Origin of the sequence: Amycolatopsis orientalis, assembly GCF_000943515.2 — a bacterium.
GTDB classification, from domain to species: Bacteria; Actinomycetota; Actinomycetes; order Mycobacteriales; family Pseudonocardiaceae; genus Amycolatopsis; species Amycolatopsis orientalis.
Genome location: NZ_CP016174.1, coordinates 4,735,372 through 4,757,259 on the forward strand (window position 1 = coordinate 4,735,372; position 21,888 = coordinate 4,757,259).

18 protein-coding genes are annotated in these 21,888 nt (G+C 69.7%); 7 read left to right on the plus strand and 11 right to left on the minus strand.

Annotated features, from left to right (window positions below; genetic code table 11):
* Positions 1-11 precede the first annotated feature (11 nt).
* Positions 12-1,061 (plus strand): LacI family DNA-binding transcriptional regulator, encoded by a 1,050-nt coding sequence (locus SD37_RS20765; protein ID WP_044856554.1) that lies wholly within the window; start codon positions 12-14, stop codon positions 1,059-1,061.
* On the opposite strand, the gene SD37_RS20770 is transcribed toward SD37_RS20765, so the two are convergent.
* From SD37_RS20770 to SD37_RS20785, 4 genes are read right to left on the minus strand one after another with little or no spacing between them, the layout of a single operon-like run.
* Positions 1,022-4,039: a glycosyl hydrolase 115 family protein gene (locus SD37_RS20770; protein ID WP_044856555.1), complete on the minus strand. Its 3,018-nt coding sequence runs from the start codon at positions 4,037-4,039 to the stop codon at positions 1,022-1,024. The two genes, SD37_RS20765 and SD37_RS20770, sit on opposite strands and share 40 nt — an antisense overlap.
* A 17-nt stretch (positions 4,040-4,056) precedes the next feature.
* Entirely contained in the window at positions 4,057-4,875 is an 819-nt protein-coding gene (locus tag SD37_RS20775) for a carbohydrate ABC transporter permease (protein WP_044856556.1), read from the minus strand.
* Positions 4,875-5,840 carry a carbohydrate ABC transporter permease gene (locus tag SD37_RS20780; RefSeq protein WP_037312046.1) on the minus strand — a complete coding sequence of 322 codons (966 nt, stop codon included), beginning with the start codon at positions 5,838-5,840 and terminating at the stop codon, positions 4,875-4,877. Before SD37_RS20780 ends, SD37_RS20775 begins: the two co-directional genes overlap by 1 nt.
* Complete coding sequence (locus tag SD37_RS20785; RefSeq protein WP_065912903.1) at positions 5,837-7,129, minus strand: ABC transporter substrate-binding protein; 1,293 nt, start codon at positions 7,127-7,129, stop codon at positions 5,837-5,839. Before SD37_RS20785 ends, SD37_RS20780 begins: the two co-directional genes overlap by 4 nt.
* Before the next feature lie 133 nt (positions 7,130-7,262).
* Between SD37_RS20785 and SD37_RS20790 the strand changes: the two genes are divergently transcribed.
* From SD37_RS20790 to SD37_RS20800, 3 genes are read left to right on the plus strand one after another with little or no spacing between them, the layout of a single operon-like run.
* A complete protein-coding gene (locus SD37_RS20790; protein ID WP_044856558.1) occupies positions 7,263-8,297 on the plus strand; it encodes a LacI family DNA-binding transcriptional regulator in 1,035 nt (344 codons plus the stop codon).
* On the plus strand, positions 8,294-10,588 hold the full coding sequence (locus SD37_RS20795; RefSeq protein ID WP_044856559.1) for a beta-xylosidase/alpha-l-arabinosidase: 2,295 nt from the start codon (positions 8,294-8,296) through the stop codon (positions 10,586-10,588). Before SD37_RS20790 ends, SD37_RS20795 begins: the two co-directional genes overlap by 4 nt.
* The gene (locus tag SD37_RS20800) at positions 10,585-11,832 is read left to right on the plus strand and encodes an SGNH/GDSL hydrolase family protein (protein WP_044856560.1); all 1,248 of its coding nucleotides are present in this window, start codon (positions 10,585-10,587) and stop codon (positions 11,830-11,832) included. The genes SD37_RS20795 and SD37_RS20800 overlap by 4 nt, the downstream gene beginning before the upstream one ends.
* Here SD37_RS20800 and rraA read toward each other — a convergent pair.
* Positions 11,822-12,307 carry a ribonuclease E activity regulator RraA gene (rraA, locus tag SD37_RS20805; protein WP_044856619.1) on the minus strand — a complete coding sequence of 162 codons (486 nt, stop codon included), beginning with the start codon at positions 12,305-12,307 and terminating at the stop codon, positions 11,822-11,824. The genes SD37_RS20800 and rraA overlap by 11 nt on opposite strands.
* A gap of 47 nt (positions 12,308-12,354) precedes the next feature.
* On the minus strand, positions 12,355-12,954 hold the full coding sequence (locus tag SD37_RS20810; protein WP_065912904.1) for a TetR/AcrR family transcriptional regulator: 600 nt from the start codon (positions 12,952-12,954) through the stop codon (positions 12,355-12,357).
* A gap of 61 nt (positions 12,955-13,015) precedes the next feature.
* Between SD37_RS20810 and SD37_RS20815 the strand changes: the two genes are divergently transcribed.
* Entirely contained in the window at positions 13,016-13,264 is a 249-nt protein-coding gene (locus SD37_RS20815; RefSeq protein WP_236725061.1) for a hypothetical protein, read from the plus strand.
* A gap of 1 nt (position 13,265) precedes the next feature.
* Here SD37_RS20815 and SD37_RS20820 read toward each other — a convergent pair whose 3' ends face one another.
* The 3 genes from SD37_RS20820 to SD37_RS20830 are packed head-to-tail and all read right to left on the minus strand — an operon-like array spanning position 13,266 to position 15,376.
* On the minus strand, positions 13,266-13,823 hold the full coding sequence (locus SD37_RS20820) for a hypothetical protein (protein WP_236725062.1): 558 nt from the start codon (positions 13,821-13,823) through the stop codon (positions 13,266-13,268).
* A gap of 33 nt (positions 13,824-13,856) precedes the next feature.
* Positions 13,857-14,477, minus strand: a complete 621-nt coding sequence (locus SD37_RS20825) for an NAD(P)-dependent oxidoreductase (protein WP_044856563.1) — start codon at positions 14,475-14,477, stop codon at positions 13,857-13,859.
* Positions 14,474-15,376 carry an EamA family transporter gene (locus tag SD37_RS20830; protein ID WP_236725063.1) on the minus strand — a complete coding sequence of 301 codons (903 nt, stop codon included), beginning with the start codon at positions 15,374-15,376 and terminating at the stop codon, positions 14,474-14,476. The genes SD37_RS20825 and SD37_RS20830 overlap by 4 nt, the downstream gene beginning before the upstream one ends.
* 79 nt (positions 15,377-15,455) lie before the next feature.
* Here SD37_RS20830 and SD37_RS20835 point away from each other — a divergent pair, with 79 nt between their 5' ends.
* The gene (locus SD37_RS20835) at positions 15,456-16,340 is read left to right on the plus strand and encodes a LysR family transcriptional regulator (RefSeq protein WP_044856564.1); all 885 of its coding nucleotides are present in this window, start codon (positions 15,456-15,458) and stop codon (positions 16,338-16,340) included.
* A gap of 515 nt (positions 16,341-16,855) precedes the next feature.
* Here SD37_RS20835 and SD37_RS20840 read toward each other — a convergent pair.
* Both SD37_RS20840 and SD37_RS20845 read right to left on the minus strand, forming a co-directional pair.
* Positions 16,856-17,710 carry an NAD(P)-dependent oxidoreductase gene (locus tag SD37_RS20840; protein ID WP_044856565.1) on the minus strand — a complete coding sequence of 285 codons (855 nt, stop codon included), beginning with the start codon at positions 17,708-17,710 and terminating at the stop codon, positions 16,856-16,858.
* 10 nt (positions 17,711-17,720) lie between these two features.
* Complete coding sequence (locus SD37_RS20845) at positions 17,721-18,596, minus strand: NAD(P)-dependent oxidoreductase (protein ID WP_044856566.1); 876 nt, start codon at positions 18,594-18,596, stop codon at positions 17,721-17,723.
* Positions 18,597-18,691: 95 nt separating this feature from the next.
* On the opposite strand from SD37_RS20845, the gene SD37_RS20850 reads away from it, so the two are divergent.
* The gene (locus tag SD37_RS20850; protein WP_044856567.1) at positions 18,692-21,880 is read left to right on the plus strand and encodes an AfsR/SARP family transcriptional regulator; all 3,189 of its coding nucleotides are present in this window, start codon (positions 18,692-18,694) and stop codon (positions 21,878-21,880) included.
* Positions 21,881-21,888: the final 8 nt, after the last annotated feature.

Sequence of the window (21,888 nt, forward strand, 5' to 3'; positions counted from 1 at the left end):
GAATCCTTGACATGTCAACGGAACCTCGGATCACCATCAGCCGGATAGCCGCCGAAGCAGGCGTGTCCGTGCCGACCGTTTCCAAGGTCGTCAACGGCCACCCCGACGTCGCCGACAAAACCCGGGCCAGGGTGGAGGAATTGATCCGTAAATTCGGCTATCGGCGACGCGCCGACCAAAGATCGCAGCGGTCGCGCCTGCTGGAACTGATGTTCCACGAAATCGAAAGCACCTGGGCGCTGGAAATCATTCGCGGTGTGGAGAGCGTCGCCCGCGAGAACGGGATGTCGGTCGTCCTCGCGGAATCGTCGGGCCGCCACACCCCCGCGCACGACTGGCTGGAAAGCGTGCTCACCCGCCGCCCGGTCGGCATCGTTTCGGTCTGCTCCGACCTCACCGCCGGGCAGCTGGCGAAACTGCGGGCCCGTGACATCCCGCTGGTGGTGATCGACCCGGCCGGGCAGCCCGGACCGGAGACGCCTTCGGTCGGTGCCACCAACCGGCAGGGCGGGCTGACCGCCACCCGGCATCTGCTCGACCTCGGCCACCGGCGGATCGCGGTGATCGGCGGCCCCGACGGGGTTCTGTGCAGCCGCGCCAGGATGGACGGCTACCGCACCGCGCTGGAGGGCGCCGGTCAGGCCTTCGACCCGGCCCTGGTGCGCCGCGGCGATTTCCATCCGCGCTCCGGCTACCGGCAGCTGACCTCACTGCTCGCCCTGCCCGACCGGCCGACCGCCGTGTTCGCCGGCAGCGACCTGCAGGCGCTCGGCGTCTACGAGGCCGCCCGTGACGCCGGCCTGCGCATCCCGCAGGACTTGAGTGTGATCGGCTTCGACGATCTGCCGCTCGCGGGCTGGCTGACCCCGGAACTGACCACGATCCGCCAGCCGCTGCGGCAGATGGCGGCCGCCGGGGCGCGGCTCGCCATTTCGCTGGCACAGGGCCGGGTCCCGGACAGCCACCGCATCGAACTCGCCACCAGCCTCGTGGTCCGCGACAGCACCGCGCCACCCGCCGGTCATCTGCCCAGCCGGACGCTCTCCGGCGGCCCGAGGTAGCTGGGCCGGAGCCCGCCGGTGTCGACCACCAGCTTCTGCACCACGACCGCCGGGTCCACCATCCAGAACTTCAGCACGTGCGGCCCCGGCGTGCCGAGCGCGTGCCGGGTCGAGGTCAGGTTCACGTTGTCGGAGGTGGTCCATTCCCACTGGCGGTTCATGGTCATGTCGTCGGCACCGGTCGCCTTGGTGATGTTCACGACCTGCGGGTCCGCGTCGTCGAACGACACCGCGTAGCGCAGGCCGTCACCGGCCAGCACATTGCTCCTCGGCGACAGATACGCCCAGACGGTCACGGTTCCCGGGGTGAACAGGGTCAGCCGGTACTCCAGACGCGGTCCGGCGCCCGGTGCCTGGCTCGCCGACGTCACCGGGAAAGGCGTCATCCCACCGCCGGTGCGGCCGATATCCGGGATATGCCGCCAGGACACCCCGGCCGTCCCGAGGTTCGCCGTGCAGTGCTCGGCCTCCATCGACACGTATCCCCCGGCCTCGATGAACCCGCGCCGCCACGAGGCGGGCAGCTCCGGATTGCGGACGACCGCCTCGACACGGACCTCACGCCCGGCGCCCGACACGGTGAGCGGCACCCTGATCGTCCCTCGGGGAGCGCGGCTCCAGTCAACACTCACGGCGACCCGGAGTTGTTCGTCCACCCGGCCGCCGCGCGGTTCGGTCCGCACCCAGGGGACGTCGGCGGTCACCGTGCAGCGGAACGGCGTCCGCCCCCGGTTGAAGACGTCGACGTACTGACCAGGAGCGCTCTGGAACGGGCTGAACTCGGGAAGCACCGGGGTGCCGGGGGCCGCGGGCCACCACTGCTCGGAGCCGTCGATCGCGACGCCCAGTTCGGCGGGCTCCGGCACCGCGATCCGCCGCACGGCGGGGAAGATCTCGTCCGGCAGGGCGACGTTGTCCTTCTCCGGTTGCTGCCAGGGCGCGTTCGGACCGTAGCGGGCGACATCGCCATAACCGATATGGGGCTGGGTCTGGAAGCCGCGCCATTTCCCGCCCGCGATCCCGGTGTTGAACTTCTCCGCCAACGCGAGATCGTCGGCGAACCGGGCTTCGGTGGCCGCGGCGAGGGCGTTGGCCGAGGCCCGGCCTTGCGCCGCGTACAGCAGGTTGGTGAACTCGGCCTGCCGCAGCGCGTAGAGGTTGGCCGACGCCTTGACCGCGTAGAGCACGAGTTCGTAGTAGGCGTCGCGGTAGGTCTCGGGCAGGCGGGCCGAGATCTTCTCGGCCTTCGCGCTTAGCTGCCGCCATTCTTCGGTGACGACATCCAGCTCGCGGTAGTTCACGAGACTGAACGGCGTCGCCTGATCGTCGTACACGATCGGTGTTCCCGGGGTGATCCGGCGGTTGAGCAGCTCGGGTTTGCGGCGGGACTGCAGCCGACCGTAGGTGTGCAGGACCTCGGCGATCGCCGCCGCCGTGCCCCGGCCGAAGTTCGTCTCGGCGAAGCCACGCTCCCAAGTGGACAGTCGCTCGAGCGGCCAGGCCGAGGGATCCCAGGCGTAGTCGAGGAAGAACTGCAGCGGTAGCTCGTTGCCCTTCATGTCCCCGGCGTTGACCACCCACAGCCGGTCGGTCCCGTAGGCGACGGCCTGGTGCAGCTGCTCCCAGACGTTCGGCAACAGGTTCGTGTCGACCCACTTGTAGTTGCGGCCGCCGCCGACGTAGTCGAAGTGGTAGTAGAGACCGTATCCGCCGGGATGCCGCGGCAGCGCCGGGTCGGGGTGCTTGCGGATGTTGCCCCAGTTGTCGTCGGTGAACACGACGATGACGTCGTCCGGTGGCCGCAGGCCCTTCTCCCAGTACCGCAGGACCTCCTTGTAGAGCGTCCAGACCTGGGGCACCGTCGCCGGGTCGCGGCCGGTTTCGCGGGCGAGGATCTCCCGTTCGGCGGCCAGGATCTCCCGCATCAGCTCGATCCCGTCGCCGTCGGGCAGGCTGACGTCGCCGTTGCCGCGCATCCCGAGGGTCACCACGCCTTCGAAGTCCTCGCGGACCATGCGCCGGATCCCGTCGGCCCAATAGGCCTTGACGGCTTCGGCGTTGCGGCGGAAGCTCCACTCCCCCGTTCCGCCGTACGGGTCACGCCCTGGGGAAGCGTGCCGGTTCCATTCCTCGATCCCGCGCATCATGGGCGCCTCGTGGGAGGTGCCCATGACCACGCCGTACTCCTTGGCCGTGGCGTGGTTGAGCGGATCGTCCTCGGCGAACGCCCGCCCCCATACCGCGGGCCAGAGGTAATTCCCTCTGAGCCGCAACAAGGTTTCGAACACCTTCGCGTAGAACGCGCTGGTGAACCCGTTGGGGAAGCCGGGCGCGTGACCCGGGCCGAAGTGGGCCGGAGCCCAGGTGCCGAGGGCGGGGTTCTCGTCGTTGATGAAGAAGCCGCGGTACTTCACGTGCGGTGTCCCGAGGCTGAACCGGGCCCCGGACACGAAAAGCTCGTCGGCGGCCGGCACCGGCACGTCGTCCCACCAGTACCAGGGCGAGACCCCGATCCGCCGGGACACCTCGTAGACGCCGTAGATGACGCCGCGCTGGTCGCTGCCGGTGAGGACCAGCCTGCCGTCGACGACCTGGCTCAGCGACGTCTCCCACTTCCCCGCGATGCCGGCGACGTCCAGCTTCCGCGCGGCCACGAGGTCGTCGACCAGCGGACTGTGCCCGATCGTGCCGATCAGCACGACGGGCCCGCTCTCCGGCGGCCGGTCGAACACCAGCTCCGGCCGGATCCCGGTGACCCGTTCGATATCGTCCCGCAGATCGCCCGCCACGCGGCGGACCCCCGGCTTGTCGCCGGAACTCACCACCAGCGTCGCGGCCTTGCCCCTGGCCACCAGCGGGAACCCGCCCTTTTCGGGCGCCGCCTCCGCGACTCCGGGAGTGAGTGTGGCTCCGGCGCCCAGCATGGCCAGCAGCCGCAGGAAATCCCTGCGGTGCACGGCTTGCTCGTCGGACGTCATCCTTGACCTCCTGAAAGTCAGCCCTTCACGGCGCCGGTCAGCCCGCCGACGATGCGCCGTTCGGCGAGTACGAAGAACGCGAGCGCGGGGATCATCGACAGCGCGGTGAACGCGAGTACGCGCGCGGTGTCCTGGGAGTACTGGGATTGGAACGTCGCCACGCCGAGGGGCAGCGTGAAGTTGGCGGGGTCGTTGAAGACCAGCAACGGCAGCAGGTAGAAGTTCCAGCTGGTCACGAACGCGAGCACGGCGACGGTGGTCAGCGCGGGGACGGACAGCGGCAGCAGGATCCGCCAGAAGAAACCGAGCCTGCTCGTGCCGTCGAGGACGGCGGCGTCCTCGATCTCCCCGGGGATCGCCCGCATGAACGGCCGCAGGATGACGATGGTGACCGGCAGCGAGAACGCCGCCTCGGGGATCGCCACGCCCCAGAAGCTCTCCAGCATCCCCAGCTGTCGCAGCCACAGGTACAGCGGCAGGGTCGCCACCCCGAGCGGGAACAGCAGGCCGAGGGTGAACAGCGTGTAGAAACCCTCGCGGCCCTTGAAGTCGTAGCGGGACAGGGCATAGGCGGCCATGGATCCCAAGGCGACGGTCAAGAGCGTGGCGATCACCGCGATCAGCGCGCTGTTGCCCAGGAACGTCCAGAACGCGGAAGAGCCGAGGAGTGACGCGTAGTTGTCCCACACCCAAGGACCGGGAAGGCCGGCGGGAGAGGCGTTGATCTGGGCGGTGGTGCGGAATCCGCCCAGTACCACGAACAGCAACGGAACCACGGTGATCCCGAGGACGGCGATCGCGGCGACATAACCGATCGGTGTCCCGGCCCGGCGCATCAGCTCACCATCCTGGTCAGTGCCCCGTCGGTGTCCCGGCGGAGGGCGAAGCGCTGGTACAGCAGCGCGAACACGAAACAGATCACGAACAGGATCACCGCGACGGCGCTGCCGAACCCGAACTCGTACCGTTTGAACCCGTGGTCGACCAGGTAGGTCGCCATGGTGGCCGACGAGTTCGCCGGACCACCGAGGGTCATGATCCACACCAGGTCGAACAGCTGCAGTGAGCCGATCACCGACAGGAACACCCAGATCCGGATGGTCGGCCCGAGCAGGGGCAGCACCACGTGCCGGGTGGTCTGCCACGCCGACGCGCCGTCGAGCGCGGCCGCTTCCCGCAGCTCGGCAGGCACGCCCTGAAGCCCGGCCAGCAGCAGGATGATGCCGAACCCGATGTACTTCCAGGTGATCACCGCGAACAGGGTGTAGAGCACGATCCCCGGGTCGGCGAGCCAGTGCTGGACCAGGCCGCCGAGACCGATCCCGCGCAACATCCGGTCCACGAAGCCGTCCGGCTGCAGCATCAGCAGCCAGATCACCGCGGTGATCGCCTCCGACAGGACGTAGGGCGCGAACACCAGCGCGCGGAGGACCGCGCGGCCGCGCAGCTTGCGGTTGAGCAGCATCGCGAGCCCGATGGACAGCGGCAGCTGGATCACCAGGGACAGGCCCGCGATGATCAGGTTGTGCCCGATGGCGCCCTGGAACACCGAGCCGGACAGGGCGTCGACGTAGTTGTCGAAACCGACGAAGTCGTCCAGCGGGCCGAAGCCGTTCCACTCGTAGAGGCTGTAGAACGCGGCGATCCCGATCGGTACCAGCACGAATCCGGCGAACAGAACGAGCGCCGGCCCCAGCAGGAGCGCGAGTTCCAGTTTCTTGCGTGTCCCCGGCCGCCGGACCCTGGCGGCGGGTGCGGACGGCCGCGCCGCCGCCCGCACCCGCGTGGCCGTCGTCGTCACTTGTCGCCCGCCGCGGCCTTGTTCACCGCTTCGACGATGCCCTCCGGGGTGCCCTGCCCGGCGAAGAAGTCGGCGACGGCGTCGTTGAGCGCGGCCCCCACGGCGGTCGGGAACGCCTTGTCGAAGTACATCTGCAGGTATGGCGCCTTCTGCCCGTAGTCGAAAACGGTCTTGAGCGACTCGGTTTTGAGGGATTTCGCCGCCGACGCGTTCATCGGCAGCCCGGCCCCCTTGGCCGCGAGCTGGTTCTGCACCGGCTCGCTGCCGAGGGACTGCAGGAAATCGGCGCACGCCTTGACCGCGCGGGTGGTGCAGGAGAAACCGTCGCCACCGCCGAGTACCGCGGCCGGGTCACCGGCTCCGCCAGGGACCGACGGGAACGGGAACCAGCCCACCTTCGAGTCGAGGTCCTTGTCCTCGGTGAGCGACGACATCGTGCCGGGTTCCCAGTCACCCTGCAGTTCCATCGCCGCCTTGCCGTTGGCCACCAGCCCGGCCGAGCTGCCGGCGCCCTGTTGGGCGGGGGTGCCGGTGAAACCGGGCTGGAACGGCTGGGTGGCCAGGAAGGCCTGCAGGTCGCGGCCGGCCTTGGTCCAGCACGGATCCTCGAGTTTCACCGCCTTGACCGACTGCTTCAGCGTGTCGGCCGAGCAGGCGCGCAGCGCGAAGTAGTTCCAGTAGAACGCGTCCGGCCAGCGGTCCTTGCCCCCGACCGCGATCGGCGTGATGCCCGCCTGCTTGAGCTTGGCGACGGCGGCGTTGAACTCGTCCATTGTGGACGGCGGCGCCGTGACGCCCGCTTGCGCGAAAAGGTCTTTGCGGTACCAGAAACCGACGAAGTGCTGCTCCCACGGGACGCCGTACTGCTTGCCGTCGACCTGCCAGCTCTCGGCGAGCTTGCCCACCGAGGAGAGCCAGCCCTTGGTCGCGTCGGTCAGGTCGGCGACCTTGCCCGAGGTGGCCTGTGACGCCAGTTCGCCGCCGCCCCAGGACTGGTAGACGTCCGGTGGCTCGTTCGACTGCAGGGCGAGCGGGACCTTGGTGGTGAACTCCTCGTTCTGCAGCGGCTGCCCCTTGATCGTCACCTCGGGATGCGCCTTCTGATAGTCGGCGACGACCTGGGCCCAGATCGATTTGATCGGGTCGGTGGTGCCGTTGTGCCACCAGGTGAGGGTGACCGGCCCGCTGGGCTCCGCCGGGCTGTCGGCGCCCCCAGAGCAACCGGTGAGCGCGAGCGAGACGGCCGCCGCGAGCGCGGCGGCGGCGGGGATTCGGCGGTTCGAAAACATGGTGAGTCCACTCCTGACGACTTCGGCCGAGTAGGACGGGGCGTGACTGCGCCCGGACTGGCGATGAGTTTGCGCGCCTGAAATTCCTATGTCAATCGTTGTCGATAACGTTTTCCATGGCTAGTCTGAGCCCATGCAGCCCAGTTCGAGGGTCACGATCCGTGACGTCGCGGCTCGTGCCGGCGTCTCCGTGGCCACGGTGTCCAAAGTGATCAACGACCGCTACGGCGTCGCCGCGACGACCCTGGCGAAGGTCCGCGCGGTGATCGACGAACTCGGCTACGAGGCGAGTCTGGTCGCCCAGAGCCTGCGCAATCACAAGACGAACGTGATCGGGATCCTGGTCGCCGACCTCGAACCGTTCTCCACCGAATTGCTCAAGGGCGCGGCGGACGCCATCCGCGGCACCGGCTACGAACTCGTCGTGTACTCGGCGGGCGGCCGCACCGGTGAACCGTCGGGCTGGGAGAAGCGTTATCTCTCAAGGCTTTCCGGCACGCTGGTCGACGGCGCGGTGCTGGTCACGCCGGTGGCCTCGCTGGAGGCCGTCCCCGGGACCCCGGTGGTCGCCGTCGATCCGCACACCGGCCCGTCCACGGTGCCGACCATCGATTCCGACAATCTCCGGGGCGCGCAGCTGGCGACCGAGCATCTGCTGGAGCTGGGCCACCGTCGGATCGGTTTCCTCGCCGGACGGCCGGATCTCGAATCGGCCGAACTGCGCAAGACCGGTTATCTGCGGGCGCTCACGGCGGCCGGGGTGCCGATCGACGAGGACCTGATCCGGCTCGGCGCCTACGATCCGGAGGTCTCCGCGCGGTCCGCGCACGAACTGCTGACCAGCGCGGACCGGCCGACGGCGGTGTTCGCCGCCAACGACATCTCGGCGATCGCGACCGTCGGCGCGGCCGAGGAACTGGGGCTGTGCGTACCCGACGACCTTTCGGTGGTCGGTTTCGACAACGTCCCCGAGTCCGCGCTGTGCACCCCGCCACTGACCACGGTGGACCAGCCCATCCGCGAGATGGGCCACCGCGCCATCACACTCCTGATCTCCCTGATCGGCGGAGAATCCGTGCAGGAAACCCACATCACTCTTTCCACCGGTCTCGTGGTGCGCCGTTCGACGCGCGCCCTGGACACTTCGACGAAGGGCGGACGGCCTTGACCACGCAGCCCAGCGCGTCACCCCAGCCCTGGCAGGACACCACCGCGGACCCCGCTGATCGCGTCCGCGCGTTGCTGGACCGGATGAGCTTGCGGGAGAAGCTCGCTCAGCTCTACGGCGTCTGGGTCGGCATCGACTCCGGCGGCGAGATGGCCCCGCACCAGCACGATTTCGCCGAGGCGGCGCTGGATTGGGACGACCTGGTGCGGCACGGTATCGGCCAGCTGACCAGGGTGTACGGCACCCGGCCGGTCGATCCGGTGATCGGTGCGCGCAGCCTGGCCCGCACCCAGCGGGAGATCGTCGGGAGCGGCCGGTTCGGCATTCCGGCGCTGGTCCACGAGGAAACGCTCACCGGGCTCGCCGCCTGGCAGGCGACGGTCTACCCGTCACCGCTGTGCTGGGGCGCGAGTTTCGATCCGGAGCTCGTGCACCGGATGGGAGCGCGGATCGGTGACACGATGCGCCGTCTGGGGGTGCACCAGGCACTCGCGCCGGTGCTCGACGTCGCCCGTGACCTGCGCTGGGGACGCGTCGAGGAGACCATCGGCGAGGACCCGTATCTGGTCGGCACGATCGGCGCCGCCTACGTGGCGGGCCTCGAATCCGCCGGTGTGATCGCGACGCTGAAGCATTTCGCCGGTTACTCGGCTTCACGCGCGGGCCGCAACCTCGCCCCGGTGTCGGTCGGGCCGAGGGAACTGGCCGATGTCCTGCTGCCGCCGTTCGAAATGGCGCTGCGCGCCGGCGCCCGCTCGGTGATGAACGCCTACACCGACAACGACGGCGTTCCGGCCGCCGGGGATCACGCGTTGCTCACCGAGCTGCTGCGCGACACCTACGGTTTCGAGGGAACCGTGGTCGCGGACTACTTCTCCGTGTCGTTCCTGTACAAACTGCACGGCGTCGCCGCCGACCGTGGTGAGGCCGCCGCGCAGGCGCTGGCCGCCGGGATCGACGTGGAACTGCCCACAGTGGACTGCTACGGCGAGCCACTGCTCGCCGCGGTGGAACAGGGCGCGGTCGACGCCGCCGTCGTCGACCGCGCCCTCGAACGAGTGCTGCGGCAGAAATGCGAACTCGGCCTGCTGGACGAGGACTGGGCGCCGGAGGTACCGGAGGAGATCGACCTAGACGACGCGGAATCCCGTTCACTGGCGAGGGAAATCGCCGAACGCTCGATCGTGCTGCTACGCAACGACGGCGTTCTGCCGCTGTCCCCCGGCAAGCGGATCGCCGTGGTCGGGCCGCGGGCACACGAGCCCGGCGCGATGCTCGGCTGCTACTCGTTCCCGATGCATGTCGGCGTGCACCATCCGGAGGTGCCGTTCGGGGTATCGGTCCCGACCGTGCTCGAAGCCCTCAGCGAGGACCACGAAGCCACCTACGCTCTCGGCTGCCCGGTGGTCGGCGGCGAGGACAGCGAGATCGCCGCCGCCGTCGCCGCGGCCAAGGACGCGGAAGTCTGTGTCGCGGTGCTCGGTGATCGCGCCGGCCTGTTCGGCAACGGCACTTCGGGCGAGGGCTGTGACGTCTCGGATCTCAAGCTCCCGGGGCGGCAGGAAGAACTTCTCGAAGCCTTGCTCTCGACCGGGAGGCCGGTGATCCTGGTCCTCCTTTGTGGACGGCCGTACGAGCTGTCACGCCAGGCCGACCGGCTCGCCGCGATCGTCTGCGGTTTCTATGCCGGCGAAGAGGGCGCTGTCGCGCTGTCGGGTGTCCTCAGTGGACGGGTCAACCCGTCCGGCAGGCTCCCGGTCGGGTTCCCCGGAGAGAAGGCCGCCCAGCCGTCGACGTATCTCACGGCGCCGCTCGGGCTGCGCAGCGAGGTCAGCACGGTCGACCCGACGCCGCTGTTCCCGTTCGGGCACGGGCTTTCCTACGCCGACGTCCGCTGGGACGAGGTCACGGTGTCGGATCCGTCGTGGCCGACGGACGGCCACTGCCGGGTCCGGGTGACGCTCGGCAACGACTCCGACCGGGCCACGACCGAAGTCGTCCAGATCTACCTGCACGATCCGGTGGCCGAGGTCGCCCGTCCGGTCCAGCAGCTGATCGCGGCGAAACGGGTCGACCTGGCGCCCGGTGCGACCGAGGTCGTCGAGATCGGGCTGCATGCCGACCTGACGTCCTACACCGGACGCGCGGGCAAGCGGATCGTCGAACCCGGCGACGTCGAACTCCGGGTCGGGACGTCGAGCGCGCGGATCGTCACGACCCTCCCCTGCATGCTGACCGGTCCGCGCCGCGAGGTCGGCTTCGACCGGGTACTCGCCCCGGATTTCGCATGAGACGCAACTGGCTCGTCAGCCTGCTCGCGGTACTGGCCTTGGTGACCGCCAGTGCCCCCGCGTCCGGCCAGCAGCAGGCCCGGGAGGTCGCCCGGCACTGGGTGCACACCTGGACCGCGATGCCGCAGCTCACCGAACCCGGCAACATGCCGCCCGCGGAGTTCATCCGGAACGGCGTCGTACTGCCGGACACGACCCTTCGGCAGACCGTGCGTTTCTCGGTGGGCGGTGACCGGATCCGGTTGCGCTTCTCCAACGCCTTCGGTGGCGCGCCACTGCCGATCACGTCGGTGTCGGTCGCGACTCCTCTCGGCGGAAAGGCGGGTGTCGCCGGGATCGAGCCGGGCAGCGCGCGGCCGGTGACCTTCCGGGGCAAACCCGGCGCCATCGTCCCGGCCGGTGCCCTGGTCGTCTCCGATCCGCTGGACTTCTCCGTCCGTGCTCAGGAGAACGTGACTGTGACGGCCTACTTCGCCGCGGGGCAGGCGTCGACCGCGATCACGTCGCACCCGGGTTCCCGCACGACTTCGTATCTGGTCGCGGGTGACCACGTCTCGGACGCGACGCTGACCGGCTCGACGCCGATCGACCATTGGTACTTCCTCAGCGGCGCCGAGGTGTTCGGTCCGAAGAGGACGGAGGCCGCGGCCATCGTCGGCGACTCGCTGACCGACGGCCGGGGTTCGACCACCAACGGGAACGACCGCTGGCCGGACCGGCTGGGGTTGCCCGGCGTCGCGGTGTTGAACCAGGCCGCCGGCGGCAACCGCGTGCTCGCGGACGGGCTCGGCCCGAATCTGCTGTCCCGCCTCGACCGGGATGTCCTGGCACAGAGCGGGGTTTCGTGGCTGGTGGTGTTCGAGGGCGTCAACGACATCGGCACCGCGGCCGCGACCCCCGAGGCGCAACGGCGGGTGGCCGGCGAGCTGATCGACGCCTACGACCAGATCGTCGTCCGGGCGCAAGCGCACGGGATCCGCGTCTACGGCGCCACTTTGACACCGTTCGGCGGCAATTCCGGCTACGACTCCCCGGATCGCGAAGCCACGCGGCAGACGGTCAACACCTGGATCCGCACGAGCGGCCGGTTCGACGCCGTACTGGATTTCGACCGGGTCGCCCGTGATCCTCAGGCCCCGTCCCGGCTGCTGCCCGCCTACGACGTCGGCGACCACTTGCACTTGAGCCCGGCCGGATACCGGGCGCTGGCCGAGAGTGTCCCGGCGAACCTGTTCAGGCGGTGACCGCGGGGAGGACCACGACGCCGTCGTCGTCGGAATAGAGCGTGTCGCCGGGAGTGAAGGTCACTCCCCCGAAGCCGACCGGCACGTCGACAGCGCCGGCGCCCGCTTTGGAGCTCTTGCGCGGGTTGGTGCCGAGGGCCTTCACGCCGAGCGGGAGGCGGGCCAGTTCGGCGCTGTCGCGGACCGCGCCGTTGACGACCACGCCCGCCCAGCCGTTGTCGACGGCGGACTTCGCGATCATGTCGCCGGTGAGCGCGCTGTGCAGTGAACCGCCGCCGTCGACCACCAGGACGCGGCCCTCGCCGGGGGTGGCCAGCAGCTTCTTGACCAGGCCGTTGTCCTCGTGGCAGGAGACGGTCCAGATCGGGCCGGAGAACGTCCGGTGCCCGCCGAACTGGCGGAACTGGGTGTCGCAGACGCGGAGCCGGTCGCCGTGTTCGTCGACGAGGTCGGCGGTGGTGAAGGAATCGATCACGGCGACCGAGTGTAGGTGCATCCGGCCGTCCGGTGCCGTGTGCGCGGTCACGTGGACGGCGGCGGGAACACCGTGTCCAGCACGTGGCTGAGGATGGCGGCGGGGTCGGCCGCCGGGGCGACGGGCTGGCGCAGGGCCAGACCGATGCCGACGGCGCCCAGCATGACGACCGCCTGGTGCAGCGGCATCGCGGGTTCGAGGCCCAGACGTTGCGAATGCTCGTCGAGCAGGGCGACGACCTCGTCGTCGTGGCGGCGTTGGATGGCGGCGATCAGGGCGGCGTTCTCGGGTTGCTGCGACGTCGCGGCGAGCACTTCCGCGGCGGCCGCGCTCCATTTGGCCGCGTCCTTGTCCGCCACGTCGACGGGCGCCAGCGCCGCGATCACGTCGTCGCGGGTGGCGGCCTTGGCGAGGGTTTCCCGCAGTCCTTGGAGATGGGTTTCGGCGTTGGCTTCGATGATCGCCAGCCACAACCCTTCCTTGCCACCGAAGTGTTTGTAGACGGCGCCGCGGGTGTAACCGGCGTCGGCGGCGATCTCCTCGACCGTCGCACCCAGGAATCCGCGCCGGAGGAACACCTGCCGTCCGGCGTCGAGCAGGTGCTCGTGGGTGCGTCGCTGCTGCTCGGCCCGGGTCAGCCTGGTCATCGTCCGCCAATTCAGTAACAGTACGTTTCTGGAAACACGATGTTACTGTATCGTCGACCGCATGGACTTCCTGGCCCCCTTGGCCGCGTTTCTCAGCCTGCCGCTCTTCCTGGCCGGATTCGCGTGGTACGCCGCACGTGCGCGCCGGGCAGGGGTCAGCCAGTCCTTGCTGGCGCCGATCGAGGAGATCTGGGACCCGATCGCGCACAAGACCAACATCGAGATCCAGATCGAGGCCGAGCGGAGTCCCGAGACGCCCTCCCCCGGCGACCCGCCCGAACTGCGGTGGCGAGACGGTCGCGGCGCCTGAGTCACACGGCGATCAGCTGCGCCCGTGCGTTGGCGATGAGATCGGCGACTCGCCGGGCGTCGGCGACCTGGTACATCTCCAGTGCCGGCGGCGCCCATGCGCCACGGAGTTCGTTCTCATGAGCTCGCGCCCGGCTCCAGCGGCTTCCGAACACGATCGTGCCGACGCCCGTCTCGTCGGCACGCACTTGAGGTTCCAACAGGAGCCGGTTGAGCCAGACCCACCGGTACTCCGAGCCGTTCAGCCAGTTCGCGGCGAAGACGATCCGCTGATTCGTGACCACGTACGTCGTGACCCCTGCCCGGGAACGGCGGTCGAGCAGTCGCTGGTACAGCACGAAGAAGACGGCGAGCAGCAGCCCGACGAACATCAGCGCCGACGTGCCGATGTCGAGGAAGATCACCTCCAGGGCGACGCCCGCGGGGACGACCAAGAACAACAGCACCATCACCGTGTGCTCCGGAAACCACTTCTGCCGCCGCTGGGGCGAACCGCTCCACAGCAGGACTTCGCCTTCGTTCAACGGATACTTCTGCATCGAATCTCCCCAAGTCGTCATGGAGAGCACGCTCGATCCCGCGATCGGGTTGCCTCAGTAGCCGACGGTGAAATGCTTTTCGCGCCGCGGCCGCTCCAGCTCGTCCACGACGGCGATCGCCAGGTCTTCGGCGGAGATCCGGGACGAGCCGTCGGCCGCGGTCAGGATCGTGGTCGTCCCACGTCGATAGGAACCGGTCCGGGGGCCGGGTTCGAGTATCGCGGGCGGACTCAGGTACACCCAGTCGCCAGGGTGGGCCTCGCATGCCCGCAACTGTGTCGTGCTGGCCGAGGCGATGGTCCGCCATTCCGGCGGCACGAAGGCCGGGTCGTCGATGACGAGTCCGCCGGAGGGCGAGCGCAGTGGTCCGGCACCGCCGATGACCAGGACACGGGTACCGCCCGCGGCGTCGAGCAGGGCCGAGATGGTGGCCGCCACGGTGTCTTCCGCGCCGGGAGCGGGTCTTGTGGCGCTGACGATGGCGTCGGTGCCGGCGAAGACTCCCCTCATGTGGTCGATGTCGGTGGCGTCGCCGCGCACGACGTCGACGTCCGGGTGCGGCGCTTCGGGCGGGTCACCGCGGAACACGGCGGTGACGTGGTGACCGCGGACGAGGGCCTCGGTGACAACGCGGGAGCCGGCCATGCCCGACGCTCCGACAACGGTGATCTTCATCGGGCGACGGCTTCCTGCTTGGTCTTCGGGGTGATCTGGCCCGCCACGATCGAGGCCAGGGCGAGGGCGAAGCCGACGAGCTGGACGGCGCCGAGCGACTGGCCGAGCAGTGCGGCACCGAGCAGTGCGGCGACCATCGGCGAGAGCAGGCCGAGGACGGCGACAGAGGTGACCGGCAGTGAGGTGATGCCCCGGAACCACAGGACGTACGCGAGCAGGCCGCCGATCAGGCCGAGCCAGAGGTAGCCGAGTGCCGCGTCCAGGTCGATGGCGGGCGGTGCGCCTTCGAACAGGAAGGTCACCGGCACCAGGAACAGTCCGCCCGCGGTGAGCTGCCAGGAAGCGAACGCCGTCGGGCCGACGTCCGCCGGGCGGCCCCACCGTTTGGTGAGGGTGACGCCGAGCGCCATGGTCGCGGCGCCCCCGAGTCCGGCGAGGACGCCGACGACGTCGAAGCCCGCGGCGGGGCCGATCACCACCAGCCCGACGCCCACGATCCCGACGATTCCCCAGGCGAACCGCCACGCGGACGGGCTCTGCCGCAGGACGGCCACCGCGAGGACCGCGACGAGGAGCGGCTGGGCCGCGCCGAGGGTGGCCGCGACTCCGCCGGGCAGCCGTTCGGCGGCGACGAACAGCAGGGGGAAGAACATCCCGATGTTGAGTACGCCCAGTGCCGCGGCCTTCAGCCACCAGCTGCCGCGCGGGAGGGTGCGGGTGAGGGCCAGCGCGATCAGCCCGGCGGGCAGGGCGCGCATGAGACCGGCGAACAGCGGGTGACCCGGCGGGAGGAGTTCGGTGGTGACCACATAGGTCGTTCCCCAGACCATGGGAGCGAAGGCGGTCATCGCGGTGCCGGTGAGCCCGGCGGCGAGCGGGGAGGTCGTCTGCGTTTTCACGCTTCCCAGCTTCGACCCGGACGATCTATGAGTCCAACACATGTTTGTCACTTGATCCATCGTGATTCAAGATGGATCCATGGAACTCCAGCAGATGCGGTACGTCGTGGCGGTGGCGGAGACGAACAGCTTCACGCGCGCCGCGGAACGCTGCCTCGTCGTGCAGTCGGCGCTGAGCCACCAGATCGCGCGGCTGGAGCGGGAACTCGGCGCGCGCCTGTTCGAGCGCACGAGCCGCCGGGTGCGGCTCACCGCCGCGGGCGAGGCGTTCCTGCCCGCGGCCCGGCAATGTCTCGACGCCGCCGAGCGGGCGGGCGCGGAGGTGGCCGCGGCCGTCGGTGAGGTCCGGGGGCGGCTCACCGTCGGCATCATCCCGACCGTCGCGGCGGTCGACGTCCCGGCCGCGCTCAAGACGTTCCACCGGCGGTATCCGCACGTGAGGATCGGGCTGCGGGTCGGCGCGAGCGGGGAACTGGTGGAGCAGGTCAAGGACAGCGCGATCGAGGTCGCCTTCCTCGGCCTCCCGGTGTCGGACCGGCCGGACGGCGTCGCCACCTGCGAACTCGGCCGGGACGATCTCGTCGCCGTGGTGGCGCCCGGGCATCCACTCGCCGTCGAGTCCGAAGTGGACTTGAACCGGCTTTCATCGGAGGTGTTCGTGGACTTCCCGACGAGGTCGGCGGGGCGGGCCCAGACCGATCAGGCCTTCGCCGCCGCGGGGCTGACCCGGGAGGTGGCCTTCGAGGTGACGGCCGCCGATTTCATGGCGCGGCTCATCCGTCAGGAACTCGGTGTGGCGATGCTGCCGTCGAAGTACGTGCCGAACCTGACCGGCGTGGTCACCGTGCCGGTGAAGGACGGGCCCGCGCGGATCGAGCACCTCGTCTGGAACCGCTTCACGGTCACCCCCGCGGCGAAAGCCTTTCTGGAGGTACTGGGTGTCGTGAGTGGTAATGACGGTTAGAACAAACCGTGTCTTAGGTACCTACGTCGACGGCGGTTGATCCCAAGCCCGGTCCGTGAAGGCCTCCTTCCCTACCCTGAAAGTCAGGGTCTCGGCAGAGTCGCAGAGCTGCTGGGCAGCGTTGTTCCTGGTGGTTCGGATGGGGCATCGCCGGCGCCTGCGGGGCTCGAGTGTGGAGGATGTGGGACGTTGAACGTCCCACATCCTCCACACTCAGGGATGTACCGAGCTCCGGGACAGGTCCTCGCCCTCTGTTGATCAAGCTACGCGACCGGCGCACCCCGCGACGATGTAGGAATTGGGACACTCAACGTCCCAATTCCTACATCGTCGTCTGCCTGCGCCATGACGAAGAGGTGCCTGACCAGCAAGATGCCGACTTTGCCGGGACCCTGACCCTGAAAGTAGTGAAGGGTCCTTCACACCTTGCCCAAGACACCGGCTTCGAGCCGGTCAAGCCTCGTGAGTGGTAATGACGGTTAGAACCGTCATTACCACTCACGAGACCGGAAGCCTCAGTCCTTCTTGATGATCTCGTAGAGGCTGGTCCACGAGCTGCGCCCGTGTCCGGCGGCGATCGCCCGGTCGTAGTGCGACTTGATCGCCTCCGGCAGGGCGACGTCGATCCCGGCGTCCCGGCTCGCCTGGACGATGTGGTCGGCGGTCGCGCCCATCATCGTCACGTTGGCCTCGTCGCCGGGGTGCTCGCCCTCCTCGACCTGCTTGGCGGCGTCCTCCAGGTAGTAGGCCAGCATCCCGAAGTTGTCCTTGGCGTAGGGGACGAACTTCGCGACCGGCTCCCCCGCCGAGCGGACGAGAGCGCTCGCGTGCAGGAACACCGAAAGCGAGGTCAGGAAGATGTCCAGCTGCGCCTGATAGAACAGCTGCGCCAGCCGGACGTCCTCGCCGAGGAAGTCCGCCCGCCCGATCAGCGCCAGGGTGTCGCGGTGCTTTTCGAACACCTCCTGCGGGCCGCTGTAGAAGACGTACGCCTCCTCCTTGCCGACCAGCGGCGCGGGCACCATCACGCCGCCCGCGATGAACCGCCCGCCACGGGCTTTGACCCAGTCGGCGGCTTCGCGGGTCTTCTCCGGGGTGTCCGAGCTGAGGTTGACGATCACCTTGCCCGCCAACGCGTCCTCGGCCTTGCCGAGGATGTCGTACATCGCCGCGTAGTCGGTGAGGCTCAGCAGCACCAGTTCCGACGCCGACACCGCGTCGGCGGGCGTTTCGGCCCGCACGGCACCGGCCGCGACGACGTCGTCCGCGCGGGCGGCGGTGCGGTTCCAGACGGTCACTCCGTGGCCGTTCTCCAGGAGAACCCGGACCATGGCCTGTCCCATCGGGCCGAGCCCGATCAGTGTGATCATTGTGTTTTCCTTACTTCTTCAGGAGTTCGATGACGCCGATCAGGTCCTCGGCGCCGTGTCCGGCCGCGACCCGCTTGTCCATCAGTGGCTGGAGCGGCGTGAGCAGTTCGGCGCTGATGCCCTGTTCCTCGGCGGCCTTCAGCAGGTTCGGGTAGGCCCCGGCCTGCATCGCGATGTTCGAGACGACGCCTGTCACGTAGTCGCCGTCGTCGATCTGCTCGGCCGCGCGGTCCAGGAATCCGCCCATCGCCGCGAGCCAGTCGCGAAGGAGCGGAGCGAACTCCCTCGCCTTGACCCCGGCGGAGCCGACCAGGGCGAATGCCTGGATGACGCCCATGAAGTTGCCGTACATCCCGCTGAGCAGCGCGATGTCGTGCAGGGGCGCAAGGCCGGGGTCGACGCCGAGGTACTTGACGCCGCCGAAGGTGTCGAGCGCGCTGCGTGCGTGGGCGAGAACGCTGCCCGAGCCGCTGTAGAAGATGAACGCCGCGGGCGTGCCGATCATCGGCGGGATGGCCATGATCCCGCCGTCCAGGTACTCCGCGCCCAGTTGTCCGGCCCACGCGCTCATCTCGCGCGCCTGGCCCGGGGTGCCGTTGGTCAGGTTGATCAGCTGCCGTCCTTCGAGTCCGGCCGCGACCGGGTCGAGGACCTCGTGCACCGAGTCGTAGTCGAGCAGGCAGGCGATCACGATCTTGTTCGCCGCGAGAGCCTCGGACACGGTCGAAGCGACCGAAGCTCCCTTCGCCGCCACGCCCTCGGCGCGGCCGGGGGTCCGGTTCCACGCGGTGACCGGATGTCCCGCGGCCAGCAGTGCCTCTACGAGCGCGGTTCCCATCGCGCCAAGCCCCAGTACGGTCACCGGGGTCTTTCCGTGTTCGGTCATGGGTCCACCGTGACGCCGCCCGCGCACGGATCGCTGCGGGTCCACGCACGGCTTCGCGCACGGTCTTGTCGGTGGTCCGCGCTAACGTCGGTTCCGTGCGTTTCGGAGTGCTGGGACCCCTCGCCGTGTGGACGACCCCGGGCGAGTCCGTCGTCGTGCCCGAGGCCAAGGTCCGGCTGCTGCTCGCCTCGCTGCTGAGCCGGGAGGGCCGCGCCGCCTCGGTGTCGTCGCTGGCCGACGACCTCTGGGGCGAGCATCCGCCGGGCAACCCCGGCAACACGTTGCAGACCAAGGTGTCCCAGCTGCGCCGCGCCCTCGAACGAGCCGAGCCGGGCGCGCGGGACCTCGTCACCCATCAACCCGCCGGATACGTCCTCGCCGTCAAGGAGGGCGATCTGGACGTCCACCGGTTCCGAGCCCTCACCGCCCGCGCCCGTGACGCCGTCGATCCTCGCGCGCGTGCCGCGTTGCTGGCGGACGCGCTGGCGTTGTGGCGAGGTCCCGCGTACGCCGGTTTCGAGGACGAACCGTTCGCGGTGGCCTCGGCACAGCGGCTGGAGGAGGAACGGCTGCTCGCCGAAGAGGAACGCGCCGAAGCCCGGCTGGCGCTCGGCGAACACGACGTTCTCACCGGGGAACTGGCCGCCCTCGTCGCACGGCATCCGCTCCGTGAGCGGCTACGCGGCCTGCTGATGCGCGTGTTGTACGCCGCCGGGCGGCACACCGAGGCGCTCGAGACGTACACCGCGTTGCGGACCCGCCTGCGAGACGAGTCCGGTCTCGAACCGGGGCCGGAACTGGCGGCCCTGCATCAGGCGATCCTCACCAGGAGTCCCGAACTCGAACCCGTCCGTACCGCCGAGAGGGTGCGCGGGAACCTGCCGGAGTCGCTGACCGAACTGGTCGGCCGGACGACGGCGGTCAAGGAGGTCGGCGCACTGGTCACCGACACGCGGCTGGTCACCCTCACCGGCCCGGGCGGGGTCGGGAAGACCCGGCTCGCCATCGAGGCCGCGTCGAGGCTCGCGATGGCCGATGGCGTCTGGCTGGTGGAGCTGGCCGGTCTGGACAACGTCGAGTGCCCCACCTGCCCACCGGAGGACCTCGTCGCCGTCGTGCTCACGGCGGCGCTGGAACTCCACGAGGAGGCCACCTCGGGGAAGACCCTCTCGGGGTCGCTGTCCGATGCCTTGCGCGACAAGGAGATCCTGCTCGTCCTGGACAACTGCGAGCAGGTCGTCGAGCCCGTCGCCGCGTTGGTGGAGCGGCTGCTGGCGGCGGCGCCCCGCCTGCGGGTACTCGCCACCAGCCAGGAACCGCTCGGGCTGCCCGGGGAGACGGTGTGGGCGGTGCCGCCACTCGATCTGCCCGAGCAGGCCGATTTCGCCGTCGTGCGGGAATCGAGTGCCGTCCGGCTGTTCGTCGCCCGCGCCGGGGCGGCCGCCCCGGGGTTCGCGCTCGACGCGGAGAACGCCGCCGTGGTCGCCCGGATCTGCCGCACGCTCGACGGGATCCCGCTGGCTCTCGAACTCGCCGCCACCCGGGTCCGGACCCTCGGCGTGCACGAACTCCTCACCCGCCTCGACGACCGGTTCGCCCTGCTGTCCTCGGGCAGGCGGGGCGGGCCGCGCCGTCAGCAGACCCTCCGCGCGATGATCGACTGGAGCTGGAGCCTGCTGAGCGAACCGGAGCGGATCGTGCTGCGCCGGCTCGCCGTCCACGCCGAAGGCTGCGGTCTCGACGCCGCCGAGGCGGTCTGTGCCGGTGGTGAGATCGCCCCCGGTGACGTCCTCGACCTGCTGTCCCGGCTCGTCGACCGGTCGCTGGTGGTCAGCAGGCCGGGCAGGAACGGCGAACCGCGGTTCCGGCTGCTGGAGTCGATCTCGGCCTACGCCTGGGAACACGCCGAGCGTGCGGGCGAACCCGACGAGCTGTCCTTGCGGCACGCCCGTTTCCACGTCGAGCTGGCCGAACGCGGCGACGCGGGACTGCGCGGCAAGGACCAGCGGCGCTGGCTCGACAGGTTCGACGCCGAGGGCGCCAACACCCGGCGCGCGCTGGAAACCCTGCTGCGGCAAGGCGAATACCGGCTCGCGCTGCGGCTGGTGAACGCGACGACCTGGTTCTGGTACCTCCGAGGGCGGCTCACGGAGGCCCGGCGCTCCCTGAACCTGGTACTCGACACGGGCGTCGAGACCGGTGACGAACGCGCGCGGGCACTGGGCTGGTGCGCCGGTATCGCGATTCTCGACGGCACCTGCACCGAGGACGCCGCGGAGGAAGCCGCGTGGGGCATCGCCGATCCCGTCGCGCGGGCCCGGACACTGTGGTTCCTCGGCTATGCCTGGTCCACCGTCGGCGATCTGTGCCGGGCGGAGAAACTCACGCTCGGCGCGCTGGAGACGGCCCGAGAGGTCGGCGACGACTGGAGCGCGGCGGCCGCGCTGAGCGACAGGGCGAGCCATCTGATCGCGGGAGGTGACCTCACCGGTGGAGGCCGGATCGCCGCGCAGAGCGCCGGGATCTTCGACGACCTGGGTGAACGCTGGGGCTGGCTGCAGGCGTCGTTCGTCATCGGCATGCTCGCCGCGATCGCCGGGGACTACGACCACGCCGCGCGTGTCCACCGGGAAAGCCTTCGCCGCGCGCAGGAGCTGGAGTTGTGGCCGGAGGTCGCCTACAAGCTGTCCTGGCTCGGCCGGACAGCGCTGCTCACCGGTGACTTCGAGGGTGCGAAGGAGTTCCACCAGCGAGCCAAGGACTTGGCCGTCGAGCACAGCTTCAAACCCGGCGAGGTCTACGCCGAAACCGGGCTCGCGCTCGGCGCGCGCCGCCAGGGGCTGTTCGACGAGGCCGAGCAGCGGCTGTTGTCCATTCTGGACTGGCATCGCCGGGTGGACTCCGAAGCGGGCAGCACCCTGGTGCTGGCCGAACTCGGTTTCATCGCCGAGCAGCGCGGCGACGCGGCACGCGCGAAACGGCTCCAGCTGGACGGTCTCGCGATCGCCCGCCACAGCGAGGATCCCCGCGCGATCGCGCTGGGTCTGGAGGGCCTGGCCGGGGCGGAGGCGGCTGCGGGCGAGTACCAGCTGGCCGCGAGACTCCTGGGCGCCGCCTCGGCTGCCCGGGAATCCGTGGGCGCTCCCCTGGCGAAAGGCGAACGCGGCGACGTCGACCGGATCTCCGATGTCGTCAGCGCGGCCCTCGGAGAAAACGCATTCTCGGAGGAGAGAGCGAAGGGAGCGACGGCGACAGTCGACGAATTGGTGACTGACAGTCAGTAAGCGGGCAC